Annotated in this window: 13 protein-coding genes; 9 read left to right on the plus strand and 4 right to left on the minus strand. The window is 36.7% G+C overall.

Annotation, left to right across the window (positions count from 1 at the left end; translation table 11 throughout):
- Window positions 1–180: 180 nt before the first annotated feature.
- On the minus strand, window positions 181–1,281 hold the full coding sequence (locus AC5JMK_RS22860) for a Get3/ArsA fold putative tail anchor-mediating ATPase NosAFP (RefSeq protein ID WP_096676063.1): 1,101 nt from the start codon (window positions 1,279–1,281) through the stop codon (window positions 181–183).
- Between the two features lie 111 nt (window positions 1,282–1,392).
- Window positions 1,393–1,587, minus strand: coding sequence for a cytochrome b6f subunit PetP (petP, locus tag AC5JMK_RS22865; RefSeq protein WP_096676062.1), 195 nt, complete (start codon window positions 1,585–1,587; stop codon window positions 1,393–1,395).
- A 205-nt stretch (window positions 1,588–1,792) separates the two neighbouring features.
- Here petP and AC5JMK_RS22870 point away from each other — a divergent pair, with 205 nt between their 5' ends.
- The 9 genes from AC5JMK_RS22870 (at window position 1,793) to AC5JMK_RS22910 (ending at window position 13,181) form a co-directional block, all read left to right on the plus strand.
- Window positions 1,793–2,542 carry a Uma2 family endonuclease gene (locus AC5JMK_RS22870; RefSeq protein WP_495911104.1) on the plus strand — a complete coding sequence of 250 codons (750 nt, stop codon included), beginning with the start codon at window positions 1,793–1,795 and terminating at the stop codon, window positions 2,540–2,542.
- 200 nt (window positions 2,543–2,742) lie between these two features.
- Window positions 2,743–3,588, plus strand: coding sequence for an ABC transporter permease (locus AC5JMK_RS22875; protein ID WP_096676060.1), 846 nt, complete (start codon window positions 2,743–2,745; stop codon window positions 3,586–3,588).
- 99 nt (window positions 3,589–3,687) lie between these two features.
- Window positions 3,688–5,010, plus strand: coding sequence for an ABC transporter ATP-binding protein (locus AC5JMK_RS22880; protein ID WP_495911105.1), 1,323 nt, complete (start codon window positions 3,688–3,690; stop codon window positions 5,008–5,010).
- A 2-nt stretch (window positions 5,011–5,012) separates the two neighbouring features.
- Entirely contained in the window at window positions 5,013–6,551 is a 1,539-nt protein-coding gene (locus AC5JMK_RS22885; protein WP_096676058.1) for a class I SAM-dependent methyltransferase, read from the plus strand.
- Between the two features lie 39 nt (window positions 6,552–6,590).
- On the plus strand, window positions 6,591–7,682 hold the full coding sequence (locus AC5JMK_RS22890; protein WP_495911106.1) for a glycosyltransferase family 4 protein: 1,092 nt from the start codon (window positions 6,591–6,593) through the stop codon (window positions 7,680–7,682).
- The gene (locus AC5JMK_RS22895) at window positions 7,679–8,872 is read left to right on the plus strand and encodes a glycosyltransferase family 4 protein (protein ID WP_096676056.1); all 1,194 of its coding nucleotides are present in this window, start codon (window positions 7,679–7,681) and stop codon (window positions 8,870–8,872) included. Before AC5JMK_RS22890 ends, AC5JMK_RS22895 begins: the two co-directional genes overlap by 4 nt.
- Window positions 8,873–8,894: 22 nt before the next feature.
- Window positions 8,895–9,860, plus strand: a complete 966-nt coding sequence (locus AC5JMK_RS22900) for a GDP-mannose 4,6-dehydratase (RefSeq protein WP_096676055.1) — start codon at window positions 8,895–8,897, stop codon at window positions 9,858–9,860.
- A gap of 216 nt (window positions 9,861–10,076) precedes the next feature.
- Window positions 10,077–11,384 (plus strand): glycosyltransferase, encoded by a 1,308-nt coding sequence (locus AC5JMK_RS22905; protein ID WP_096676054.1) that lies wholly within the window; start codon window positions 10,077–10,079, stop codon window positions 11,382–11,384.
- 18 nt (window positions 11,385–11,402) lie between these two features.
- On the plus strand, window positions 11,403–13,181 hold the full coding sequence (locus tag AC5JMK_RS22910; RefSeq protein ID WP_495911107.1) for a glycosyltransferase family 2 protein: 1,779 nt from the start codon (window positions 11,403–11,405) through the stop codon (window positions 13,179–13,181).
- 97 nt (window positions 13,182–13,278) lie between these two features.
- On the opposite strand, the gene AC5JMK_RS22915 is transcribed toward AC5JMK_RS22910, so the two are convergent.
- Together AC5JMK_RS22915 and AC5JMK_RS22920 are read right to left on the minus strand one after the other, a co-directional pair.
- Window positions 13,279–13,947: an S-layer homology domain-containing protein gene (locus tag AC5JMK_RS22915; protein ID WP_495911108.1), complete on the minus strand. Its 669-nt coding sequence runs from the start codon at window positions 13,945–13,947 to the stop codon at window positions 13,279–13,281.
- A gap of 227 nt (window positions 13,948–14,174) precedes the next feature.
- Window positions 14,175–14,366, minus strand: a complete 192-nt coding sequence (locus AC5JMK_RS22920; protein WP_044451577.1) for a hypothetical protein — start codon at window positions 14,364–14,366, stop codon at window positions 14,175–14,177.
- Window positions 14,367–14,534 lie beyond the last annotated feature (168 nt).

Consider the following 14,534-nt stretch of genomic DNA (forward strand, 5'->3'; position numbering starts at 1 on the left):
CTGCTTGTATGAAACCACCCTGCTCTGGGGATAAGGGGTAATGGGGATTGGGGATTGGGGAATTGGGGAATTGGGGATTGGGGACTGGGATTGAGAAATTAAGTTATTTCCTAAGCACTGACCCTTAATCTTTAATTCGTTTCCTGATCCCCGATCCCCTATCCCCCAATCCCCAATTCCCTAAAACGAGATTATCAAATAATTATTTTGGAATTTAGCGCCAGTAACAGGTTTACCACTTAAGGCAGGAGGTAGAGAAATATTTCGCCTTTGATCTCCGGCTTCAATTGTCACCTCTGGGCCGTATTGGGTAAGTTTGACTTGTTTTTTGTCAAATCCCGGTAAATATAAGCTTACTTTGCGTTCTTGAATGTTAATTTCAATAGGTTTGGGAGCCTGTACTGCTTGGTCTACAAAGTTGGGTAAGGTATCTATTAGTGCTTGCCAGTCCTCTGTTTTGACATCTGGAACTAAACTCACATTTAGGGGGGTAAATTGCTCAGAAATTTGGTTATTTATATCATTAGATACAAGGATAATGCCGCCCACAGTTAAACCAACTTGTTGAGCGCTACCCCAAAGGTAGCGCACACAAGCAACCTCAACAGGATCATCGGTTGTCACCAAAAAAGCAGCAACTTGCCTGGGGTTAGCGAGGGCGGCCCTACCCTTGTCTAAAAAGTTGTTGACTTGGTTAGTAGGTTGAGCGAAGTTATCCGAAGTCCAGTTGATATTAAAAAAAGAACTAATTAGCGGTTGAATCAAGGGCGATTCGGAAATTGCTTTACCGAGATCGGAATTGACAAACAATTTCTGGAATCGCCGTACGTACCAACTGAGAGATTCTGGCATTCCGAACATTCGCAAAGTCGAGGTATCGCCATTGCCATCGTAGACGATCGCGTCATATTTGCCACTTTCGTAATACTCGCGGATAGCATTGAGGACAAGGGCGCTATCCATCCCTGGTAAAATGGATAGTTCTTGACCATAAACCTCTTTGAGGATAGGCGTTTTGAAATATTGCGTTTCTAGTTTTTTCACATCTTCCCAACTACTTTCTAGTAGTACAGAAGTTTGAAATTGAACGACGTGCAAATTAGTAGCAATTTCTTGAGGGTTAGAACCAATAGGAACACCCAACAAAATCTGCAACGCTGGTTCTGTACTTCCAGCTAACAGTACGCGTTTTCCTTGGCTTGCTAATTGTTTGGCAGCAGCGATCGCGACTTTTGTCCTAGCACTACCGCTTTTGCCCAAAAATGTCAATATCAAGGCCATTACTTGATTCCTATTTTTACCGCCGATTTTTTCAACTCCAACTTAGCATTCTGCTGATTTGAGTAACTTCCTTCTGAAGTTCAGCAATTCAGAGGATACTTCGCCGCTCACTTACTGTACTATTTTGAGTTCATCTTCAAAAAACCAAGTGGCAAAATTATCATCAAATTTGACTACAATGCCAACACCACTACCGTCGGTTATTTTGTAACCTTCAATGAGACCAATTTGTCCTAATCTTTTAACAATAGAAGCAGGTACGCGATCGCGCAAACGAAAAACCTTTACTTTTTGTCCGATTTCCATGCCAACTCACAATGCAATAAACCAAAATTCAGTTTACCGGAATCCGGTGCTGAGTGGGGAGTGGGGAGAGTGGGGGACAACTAATCAGTTATCAGTTATCAGTTATCAAATTAAACTGGTCACTGTTAACTGATTCATGCCTATTGACCATTGACTCTTGACCAATGACTAAAATTAAATCAATGAGTGTGTAGGTATAGTATCAATGTCATACGCAGCGCAACAGTTGGAACAACAAATGCCGGATGCTACTCGGTTGTTAAGTGATGAACCGGAAATGGAAAGTTCTTTGCATTATCTTCAGTTGTTGTTATTGGTAACATCTTTAGAGTGGCTGTGGCGAGAGCAAAATGATTTTTTTATTGGTGCGAATCTGACGATTTATTTTAGTCGTCAACAATTGAAAAACCGTGATTTTCGGGGACCAGATTTTTTTTTAGTCAAGGATACTGAAAAGCGATCGCGCAATTCTTGGGTAGTTTGGGAAGAAGATGGTCGTTATCCTGATTTGATTATTGAATTGCTTTCTGATAGTACGGCTAATGTTGACCGCACTTTGAAGAAAAATCTCTATCAAAGCCGTTTTCATACACCGGAATATTTTTGGTTTTCACCAGAAAGTTTGGAATTTGTTGGATTTGAATTAGTGGGGAATCAGTATCAAGAAATTGTCCCCAATCTACAAGGATGGCGTTGGAGTCAAGTACTTGGCTTGTATTTAGGGATACACGAAGACAAGTTACGCTATTTTAGTGCGGTCGGTGATTTAGTTCCCACACTGGAGGAAGCTGCTTTTGTCGCCCAACAACAAGCACAACAAGCTCAACAACAAGCACAACAAGCACAAGCTAGGGCAAATGATACAGAATTACTTTTAGAACACGAAAGACAGCGATCGCAACGTTTAGCTGAACAATTGCGTTCTTTGGGAATTGAACCTAATCATCTAACTTAGTCTCACACAACCAAAGCTGAGAAACAACAGAGTAGATCTAATAACTATTTGTGGTAAAATCACCTAAATATTTTGGCTGCTATTTTGGAGTAGCGACTATTTTCAACAAAATGACAAAGGAACTTTCGTAAAAAATTGGCTTCAAAACAAGCAATTGGGTGTGTAGGTAGTGAGCGAGGAAGCAAAAATTGCTGCAAACAATGCGGGGAGTTGTCCGAAAAGCAGGTAAGCTGAAAAAATGGCTACCAATAAGTGAATTGTGGTGGGCAAAATTTGATTTATTAAGAGCGTTGGTAAGACGCGATCTAGAAGCCCGCTACAAAGGTTCCATCCTGGGTAATTTGTGGCCTTTATTGAATCAGCTATCACAGTTATTGATTTACACCTATGTATTTTCGATAGTTTTAAAGGTCAAACTCAGTCTCAAAGGCGTTCCAGAAAACAATTTTACCTTTGGTTTGTGGTTATTTGCTGGTTTACTACCTTGGATTGCTTTTAGCAGTGGATTAATTCAGAGTGCAAATTCGGTAGTAGCACAACCTAATTTAGTTAAAAAAGTAGTGTTTCCTTTGGCTTTGTTACCATTAGTACCAACTTTATCAACGTTTGTTGAAAGTTCCTTTGGACTGATGGCGTTGATTTTTTTTGTAGCTTTATCTACTCACACTTTACATACAACTTTAGCACTTTTACCGTTAATCTGGTTGACGCAATTATTATTGACTGCGGGATTAGGTTATCTCATGGCGGGATTAACCGTGTTTTTGCGAGACATTCCCCAAAGTTTAGGAGTTGTTTTAAATCTGTGGTTATATTTGACACCAATTCTTTATCCTGCGAAAGCAATTCCAGAAGAATGGCGAAATTTGGTGTTTTGGTTAAATCCCATGACAGCTATTACTGAAGTTTACCGCGATTTAATTTTAGTGGGAGAAGTCAAGCACTGGGGTGAATGGGGGGTTGCGAGTGTAATATCTGCAATTGTATTTTGTATAGGTTTTTCAGTCTATAAAAGATTGCGTCCAGCTTTTGCAGATGTTTTGTAAATAGCTCTATGCAATTAACTTAAACAGAAACTTTTTACTGTTTGATCACATCAATGTGTAGAATTTAGCACAGTTAGTTTTGAGAGCATGTGTAGTGATATGGGTGAGGAGATTGCAATTTCACTAAAGAATATCTCTAAGTGCTACAAGCGCTATGCTAGTCCCGTGGATAAGCTCAAAGAAATTTTGTTACGCGGCCAGAATCATGCTCAAGATTTTTGGGCTTTACGGGATATAAACTTAGAAATTCCTAAAGGTGAAACTGTAGGAATTATTGGTCAGAATGGTTCTGGTAAAAGCACGCTATTGCAAATTGTCGCTGGAACCCTAACACCTACTACAGGTGAAGTGTGGGTGAATGGACGAGTTTCAGCTTTGTTAGAACTGGGTAGTGGTTTTAATCCAGAGTTTACAGGACGACAAAATATTTTTTTTAATGGACAAATTTTAGGTCTGAGTAAAGAACAAATAGAAGCTAAGTTTGATGATATTGCTGGTTTTGCTGAAATTGGTGATTTTATAGAACATCCTGTTAAAACATACTCTAGTGGGATGGTGGTCAGATTAGCATTTGCAGTTATTGCCAATACAGAACCAAGTATTTTAATAGTTGATGAAGCTTTATCTGTAGGTGATGCAAGATTTCAAGCTCGTTGTATGAAGCGTATTCGAGAAATGAAAGACCAAGGAGTAACTCTTTTATTCGTTTCTCATGACTCTTCGAGTGTCAAGATGTTGTGTAAAACAGCCGTGTTGATGAATCATGGCAGAGTATTAGAAATAGGTAAACCTAAAGAAGTAGTAAATCATTACATAGCAATCCTAAGTAGCGATCAAACAGAAGATAATAGAACAAAACCAGAAAATGAAAGCTTGAGCGAGGAAATACAATCAATTGAAAGTGATGATTTTGTAGTAGGAAAAGAGCAAAAAAAAGCTTTGCACAGGCATGGAAATAAACTGGCTACCATCAATAGTATTAAAATAACTGATTTAGATAATCAAGAGATAAGTAAAGTAGAAAGCGGCTCAACTTTTCAAGTTCTAATTTCTTTAGAAGCTAAAGCAGAACTTTCAGATTTAGTTGTAGGTATATCCTTGAGAAATCTGATGGGATTGGTAATATATGGAACAAATACTTATCTCAAGGGTTGCAATTTACTAAAACTCAGGGCTGGTGAAAATTTACAAGTGTGTTTTCAAATCCCATGCTACTTGAATAAAGGTGTTTATACGTTCACAGTAGGAGTGCATTCAGAAGAAGGTATCAGTTATGACTGGATTGATGAACTAGTTGTTTTTGAGGTTACTAATAGTATTTCTTGCGATGGTGTAGTAGATTTAAATTCCATCATCAAAATTGCTGGAGAAAAATACTATGCGATCGCTCAATCAGAAGAAAAAAATCAAGAATTGAAATAATTATGTCTGAAGCAAATAATCCCGAAATTGACGTTGATGAATTGATGCGGAAGATTCGAGAGGAAGTAGCAAAGCTGAAGAAGGACTCTAAGATAGAGTTAGTTTCAACTCCTAAGCCCTTTTCCTCCATAAAGATAAATAATCATAATACCTCTGCAATGAATGCAAATATTAACCATATGGAGGGTTTGCTCAAAAATGCAGAGTCTAGAGCGATTTCCCGTACAAAATGGCCTGATAATTTAAATAGATTTCCCTTTAATTTCAGCAAAGGAATACAAAAATTAGCGCTGAAAATACTAAATTTTATTTTTAAAGACCAACGAGAAGTAAACTTCAATGTGATCAAGACTTTAAAAGAGTCTGTAGCACTGAATCGACAGTCAATTGCTCAAATAGAAACTTTGCGATCGCAATTGAATGAATGTCTGAATATTGTGAATACTAGTCTGGAAAAAATAGATGAGCGTTTTGATATCATAGATATCAATCTGCAAAAGTTGGACGAACGTCTCTGTACTGCTGACACCAGCATTCTAAGATTTGATGAGCGCTTAAGTCTTGTAAATAGCAGCATCCAAAAGGTAGATAATAATTTTAATAAAATAGATACTCAGACAAATACTTCGATAACCACTATACAAGAACATTTAGATACAGTTAATAGTCGAATAGAAGACATAGATAAGCATCTGAGTTCTGTGGATGCTCTAGTTCATGCACTGGATGAACGTTCCATTAGAAACGAAAGTTATCTCAAAAATGATCTCATCCAACAGAAGCGTCTGATAACATTGTTTCTGGAAGAGGCATGGCAAAGATTACCAGAACCTTTTAATCAACAGCAATTGCAAACTTTTGTACAAGAAGAACAACATTCATTAGATGCATTTTATGCTTCTTTTGAAGATAATTTTCGAGGTAGTTTTGAAGATATCTTCAATAGGTTAAAACCTTATTTGCCATTGATTGAGCAAGCAAAAATTGGTACACCTGATTCTCCTATTTTAGATGTAGGATGTGGACGTGGAGAATGGCTAGAATTGCTCCGGGAGTCTGGCTATATCGCACGCGGTTTAGATATCAACAGAGTCATGATTGAGCGATGTCAAACTAGAGGTTTAGAGGTAATAGAAGCAGATGCAATTGCACATTTACTGTCTTTGCCTGATTCTTGTTTAGGTGCAGTAACTGGTTTCCATATCATTGAACACCTACCATTCCCTGTCTTAATGAAATTTGTTAGTGAAGTAGTAAGGATACTTAAACCAGGAGGATTAGCTATTTTTGAAACTCCAAATCCACAAAATGTCTTGGTGGGTAGTTGTAATTTCTATTTTGACCCAACACATCGTCATCCTTTACCAAGCTCCTTGGTCAAATTTATTTTTGAAATACACGGTTTCTTTCAAGTAAAAATCATTAATCTTCATCCTTTTCCCGATAATTATAAGGTGGGCGATTCTGATTTAGCCGAGCGATTCAATGATTACTTTTATGGTCCCCAAGATTATGCAGTAGTGGGATATAAACCGTTGTAAAATTGCAATTTCTATAAAGTTGTGATTAGGATATAAGCTGTGATTAATATTGGTATTTTAACCCCTTGCATTATAGACGGTGATGCTGTCAGCAATGATGTCATAGGTATGCATAATGCTCTTGCAAAATACGGTTACAACGTTCAGCTATTTGCAGAAGTATGGAGTATTTCATCGTTACCAGTACACAATTCAAAAGATGTAAAATCTTTTCTAAGAAAAAAATATGACATCTTAATTTATCATTTTTCAGTGGGTTGGGATGTAGGTCTTAATCTCATCAGAGAGCTAAATTGTCAGAAGATAATTAAATATCATAACGTCACACCGCCAGAGTTTTATGAAGATGTCAATCAAGATTACACATCTGTTTGCAGATCAGGAAGAGAACAACTACAATCTGTAGCAGATTTACATGATGTTACTCTTTATTTGTCTGATTCTGAATATAATGCAAATGAATTACATTTTCTGGGGGTACAAAAAGAAAAAAGTTTAGTAATACCTCCATTCCATCATATTGACGATTTGCAGTACATTAATGCAGATATCACTACTTTAGATAAATACACAGATAGTATTATTAATATTTTAATGGTTGGTCGCATTGCTCCTAATAAAGGACATGCTGCATTAATAGATGCTTTTTATATCTATCACACTAATTACAACAGAGATAGTCGCCTTTTAATTGTTGGCAAGGAAGATGAACGCTTACAAATTTATAACTATTTTATTCATCAAAAAGTTCAAGATTTAGGCTTGCAAGAATCAGTAGTATTTACTGGTGGAGTTTCTGCTGAAGCTCTTAAATCTTACTATCTTGTCTCTAATATTTTTATGACTACAAGCGAACATGAAGGCTTTTGTGTGCCACTAGTTGAAGCAATGGCAATGAAGTTGCCGATTGTAGCTTATGGTTCAACTGCTATTCCTTACACAGTAGGAAAAGCAGGCTTAGTATGGGATAAACCTGATCCATATTTACTGGCTGGTTCAGTAGACTGTATCGCTAGAGATGAATTCATTAGTGCCAGTTTTGGTGAGATGGGATGGCGTCGTTATAAAGAAGCTTTTACGAATGAACAAATTGAAATTAAATTTATAGAGGTAATCAAGAGTCTGAAATGAATCGGGTTGCAATTGTTGTTCAACTATGCCATGAAAGCATTGTGGGAGGTTCAGAAGCTTTAGCGTGGCAGTATGCTACCTTGCTAAGTGATGAATTTAAAGTTGATATTATTACTACAACTGCATTAGATTATACGACTTGGGCAAACGTATTAACTCCTGGTTGTGAAACCAAACAAAGCATAAATATTTATCGCTTCCCAGTAACTATTGGTCGCAGTGAATATTGGCATAATCTACATGCACGACTTTTACAAGAGTTTAACTATCCCAAATATATTGATACAGAAAATTGTAAACGCATATCTTGGAGCATTGCACTTCAAGAAGAATTCATTCGTTATCAAGGCCCATACTCAGAACCCTTACTATCTTTTTTGAGAGCGCATTGTAACGAATATCAATGCATTATATTTGCGACTTATCTTTATCCAACATCGTACTTTGGAATAGCTGAAATTCCCTTATCTAAGGTTTTGCTTGCGCCGACACTCCACGACGAACCTCCAGCTTACTTGTCGGCTTATAAGTACATGTATAAAAGAGTTTCTTCTTTTATATGGTTGACCAATGCTGAAAAAGCTTTGGGAGAAAAATTATGGGGAGAAGTACCAGGTAAACTTGTTTCTATGGGTGTTGACACATTACTTCGTAGTCCTTTTCAAGCTGAATATCCATATTTACTGTACTGCGGTCGTATTGATCAGAACAAGGGATGTAATGACCTAGTAAATTTTTTCATTGAGTTTAAGAAAAGCTATCCATCTAGCTTGCGTTTAATATTGACTGGAAAGAGTGAACTAGATATACCTACTCATCCAGATATTGATTTTCGAGGATTTGTTACACCAGAAGAAAAATTTCAATTAATGGCTGGGGCTTCTATTTTTGTTATGTCTTCACCTTATGAAAGTTTCAGCATAGTCACTTTAGAAGCAATGGCTCAATGCACACCTGTATTGGTGAATGGTGCTTGTCAAGTTTTGGTTGAACACGTTACTCGTAGTGGCGGCGGAAAAATTTATCAGGACTGCGAAAGTTTTTTTCAAGCAGTACGAGAAATGCTGTCAAATCAAGATAAGCTAACCGAAATGGGTGATATAGCTAGGAAATATGTGGTAGCAAATTTTGCTTTTAGCAGTGTCAAAAACAATCTTTTGGAAATGATTGAGAAATATACTGTAATCTAGCAAAAATAATCAAGTTATGACCATGACCAAAAAAGCCCTAATCACTGGCTTAACCGGACAAGATGGTTCCTATCTCGCCGAACTCCTTTTAGAAAAAGGCTACCAAGTCTTCGGCTTAGTCCGCCGTTCTAGTACCAGTAACTTAGAACGCATTAGTCATCTGTCAAACCAGATTCAAATAGTATCTGGTGACTTGCTAGATCAGTCTTCGCTGATGGATGTGGTGACAGATTGTCAACCAAATGAAATATATAATCTTGCATCCCAAAGTTATGTTCCTCTATCTTGGACACAACCAGCCCTTACTGCTGAATATACTGCTTTGGGAGTGTCACGCCTCTTAGAAGCGATTCGGCGCTGTAAACCTGATGCTAAATTTTACCAAGCTTCCAGTAGTGAAGTTTTTGGGCAACCGGATGAATCACCTCAAACTGAACGTACCGCCTTTCGTCCACGCAATCCTTATGGTGTAGCTAAAGCTTATGCTCATTGGATGACGGTTAACTATCGTCAAAAATATGATCTTTGTGGTTGCTGTGGGATCACCTACACCCATGAATCTCCCCGTCGTGGTACAGAGTTTGTATTTCGCAAAATCACCCATACTGCGGCAATGATTAAACTGGGTTTAGCCCAAGAATTAAAACTTGGTAATTTAGATGCACGTCGTGACTGGTGCTATGCAAAAGATGCAGTACATGCAATGTGGTTGATGTTGCAACAAAAAGAAGTAGATGACTACATCATTGCCAGTGGCGAAACTCATTCGGTGCGAGAACTGGTAGAATGTGCGTTTAACTATTTAGATTTGAACTGGGAAGATTATGTATCTGTTGATCCTGCATTCTATCGTCCAGATGAACCAGTGCAATTAGTAGGTTGTATTTATAAGATTAAAGCGGAACTCGGTTGGAAACCTCAGTATTCCTTTGAACAGATGGTGCAATTAATGGTAGAAAATGATTTGAAAGAATTAAGTGATAAATAATATCATGTTCGCTTGAACACTTATATTATCCGTTGAGGTCGGTAATGGGTAATTGGTAATTGGGGTATTAACTAAATTGTTGCAATGGTCAAAGACCGCTCCTACCCTGCGGGAAGCTGACGTAGCGGAGCATTGCAGTGCGAATATAAACTGATACTCCGAACTTGATATTATAGTTTATTTTTAGAAAATAATCTGACATATTAGGAGAAAAACATGGAGCCAAAACCTGAAATTAGCAACAACAGTACTAACAATAATTTTGGTGTTAATATTTCAGGTTATGTTAACAGTGAATTTGGACTTGGTGAAGGAGTTAGAGGAACGATTAGAGCTGTTGAGGCGGCTGAAATTCCTTTTGTGATTAATAATTGTACTTTTAACACAATGCATAGGAAGATGGATTCTTCCTACACAGATTTTACTGATGAGAATCCTTATCCAATAAATATTATTCAGGTAAATGTGGATATGATTAATACTTTTATCAGTTCTACTAGTCCTGAATATTTTAAAGATAAATACAACATTGCGTTTTGGGCGTGGGAATTACCAGAATTTCCCAAAGAATGGTTGTCGGCGTTTAATCTTTTTGATGAAATATGGACTCCTAGCGCTTATTGTGTTGAGGCGATCGCACCTACTTCACCCATTCCTGTAATCAAAGTCATGCATAGTATATCGCTTCCTCAACCTTCAATCAGCAAACAATCATTAGGCTTATCAGACAATAAATTTATTTTTTTATTTATCTTTGATTTTTGTAGTGTATTTGAGAGAAAAAACCCTCTAGCAATCATTAACGCATTTCAACAAGCTTTTGGCAAAGACCATCAAAATATACAACTAGTAATTAAGTTTTCTAATGGTAAATATTTTCCAGATAAACTCAAACAACTAAAAGAATTAGTAGAGGATTTCAAAAATATTAAACTCATTGATGATTATTTACTCAAAGAAGAACTAAATGCTCTAATTTATCATTGTGATTGCTATATATCTTTACATCGATCTGAAGGTTTTGGTTTGACTATGGCAGAAGCTATGTATTATGAAAAACCAGTGATAGCTACTGGTTTTTCAGCCAATCTTGATTTCATGAATATTAATAATAGCTTCCTAGTCAAATACTCTTTAGTGGCGATCGCAGAAGATTATGGACCTTACAAAAAAGGAAATTTCTGGGCAGAACCAAATATTAATCATGCTGCATACTTAATGCAATATGTATTTAATAATTATGAAGAAGCTCAACAAACTGGCAAAAAAGCATCTGAGCATATCAGGTCTGTGTTAAGTCCAAAACTCATTGGAGAAAAGATCAAAAATAGATTAGCTCATGTAATGCAGAGGCGTAAGCATTCCTCGAATATTGATAATATTTATACAGAACTGCAATATCAAACCGTAGAAATTCAAAGATTACAAAATTTAGTTACAACTATGGAAAGTAGTAAGTTTTGGCAATTGCGTAATCAATGGTTGAAATTGAAAAAAATATATTCTTTGCGAAGTACTAATTAATGTGTGATATCAATTATCATGAATTATAAAATTCAAAAAATACAACGCATCTGGGGAAGACGGGGAACACTAGGAGTTTTACATTTTTTATATCAAAATACTGCTTATCGCATCAAGAATAAAATAGCATATCAACAATGGATAGAAAAAAATACGCTTAGTAAACAAGAAATTCTCACTGCTCATCAGCAAATAACTCAATGGCAAATAAAACCTAAATTTTCTATAATTATGCCTGTTTATAATGTAGAAGCAAAATGGTTAACACAAGCCATTGAATCAGTTCGCAATCAAATATATCCTAATTGGGAGCTTTGTATTGCTGATGATGCTTCTCCCCAATCTCATATTCGTTCTATATTAACTGATTATAGTAAACTTGATTCACGTATTAAAGTAGTATTTCGTACAGAAAATGGACATATTTCAGCAGCAAGTAACTCTGCTTTAGAACAGGCTACAGGAGAGTATATTGCACTGTTAGATCATGATGATGAGTTAGCAATTAACGCTTTATTTGAAAATGCTAAATTAATCAATCAACATCCAGAAGCAGATTTTATTTATAGTGACGAAGACAAAATAGATATCAAAGGAAAACGTTTTTCTCCTTGTTTTAAGCCTGATTGGTCGCCAGAATATTTTTATTCGTGTATGTACACCTGTCATTTAGGTGTTTATCGTACTAGGATTATTCGTGAAATTGGTGGTTTTCGTAGTGAGTATAATGGCTCACAAGATTACGATTTGGTATTAAGATTCATCGAGAAAACCAAAAACATCTTCCATATTCCTAAAATTCTCTATCATTGGCGCAGTATATCTGCTTCTGCGGCTTCTGGCTCACAAGCAAAGCCGTGGGCATATACTGCTGGTAGAAAAGCTTTAGAATCAATGCTAGAGCGTAGCGTATATCCAGGACATGTTGAAGAAACACTGAATCCAGGTATTTACAGAGTGCGACGCAACATAATTGGAAATCCTTTAGTTAGTATAATTATTCCCAGTGCAGGTACAACTATTAATACTGCTTCTGGTAAATTATGTCTTTTAGAAAATTGCATTCGTAGTATTCAGCAAGTGAGTAGCGATCGCAACTTTGAAATTATTGTGGTAGACGGGTATGACATTCCAGATGCAAGTTTAGAGAAAATACTTGCTTTAGATGTGAAATTAGTTCGTTGTGCTGAACCTTTTAATTTTTCAATGCGAATTAATCGAGGTGTAGCTGAAGCAAAAGGGCAATTTCTGTTGTTATTAAATGATGATACAGAAGTAATTACTTCTGATTGGCTAGAATCAATGTTAGAACTTGCACAACAAACAGAAATTGGTGCAGTCGGAGCAAAACTTTTATTTCCAAATGGCAGATTACAGCATGTGGGAGTAATGATTATTGAGGGTAATCCTTGTCATGCTTTCTATGGTTTTGATAACGAACAATCTGGCTATTTTTGTTCAAATATCGTGAATAGAAACTACCTAGCTGTGACTGCTGCTTGTTTGATGATGCGACAAGAAGTATATCAGCAATTGGGTGGACTAGATGAAAATTTCCCCTTCAACTATAACGATGTAGATTTATGTTTAAAAGCACATCAGGCTGGATATCGCAATGTAGTGACACCTTATGCTCAACTGATTCACTATGAATCTGCTAGTAGACAAAAAGGTTTAAAACCAGGTGAATGGAATCAATTAAGTCATAAGTGGAAAGATTATTTTAAGCAATTGGGTACAGATCCTTACTACAATCCAAATCTATCTTTCAAAGCTCCTAATTTTGAATTATTTTAAGAGGATGTTTGACAATTCATGAAGGCATTTAAAATGACGCAAAAGCCCGGAATACAATTCTTTTGAATGCGTGAATGCGTGAATGCGTGAGTTTTAACTAAGGTTGAGGAGGTGCGGGGGGTGCATCTGGAATTTCTGCATCTCGTCCTTGTCTTTGCAGATATTTACTCAATACATAAGCCATATCACCACGAGTCATAGGTTGTAATGGGTAAAGATTTCCTTGGGTATCTATATTAACAAATGCTTCGGCTACGACTGTGGCGATCGCTTTTTTTGCCCAAGAAGGAATAGTGGCTGCATCCGGATGAGGGGCTAAAATTTCATTAACAGTCTCATCAGGAAACTGAAATACACCATAGGCTTGAGCAAAAATTGCCAAAGCTTCTGCTCTTGTTACTCTTTGATTAGGGAAAAACAAATTACCCCGATAGCCTCTCATAATATCTGTTTTTAAGACAGTTTGAATATCTTTATATGCCGGATGAGAGGATGGTACATCTGGAACCACAACATTTTCTTTGCTGGCTGCTTGTCGTTTATCTAGTCGAAATGCTTTGACCATAATTGAGGCTAAGTCTGCTCGACTGATTATCCTTTCTGGATAAAAGTTATTATCTGGATAGTTAGTCATCCAATTCGCAGCCACTACCATTTGAATTGGATCAGATGATTGTTTGGCTTGTGGTTGAACTTGGCCGAAAACTACAACTGGAAAGGATTGTATTAACGTCACTAAAGTAAGAACACTTAAAAATCGACGCATAAATGTAAATTTAGAAAATAGCAGTACTGAAGAATAACACCAAATTTGTTTTACTCCAATCCGGAAATAAACAAAATTTTATTTGGTATGTTATCACCAATCTTCTTGGTATGAGCCAAGTCAAAAAAAGGGTGAATATGTATTATTTAACACGATATTTCACCCTTAAATCTATAAATTTTCGTAGGTTTCTATCAAAAGAAACATTGATTTAAACATCAAGCTAACTAAACTTGAGTTGCATCTTCCTGATTAATTTGCTGCTCAAGATTACTGATAGCACCATTTAAACCAGCAAGCTTTGTCTCTAAGTCATCACGCATTGCTTTGAGAAATCTCAATTTGCGCTCTAAACGATTTTTTCGAGAAACAGGCTCCCCATCATAGCAAGAGTTATACCAGAAATTAAAGGGAAACATAGCTACCTTTCCAAATAAAGCCTACTTAAATTCTGACGAAATTATTTTCAAATGAGGGGAAAGCAGATGGGAGGAAAACCGATCCAAGGTTGGTCATTAGTCATTAGTCATTAGTCATTAGTCATTAGTCATTAGTCATTAGTCATTAGTCATTAGTCATTAGTCATT

The sequence above is a fragment of the Pelatocladus sp. genome, assembly GCF_059505505.1.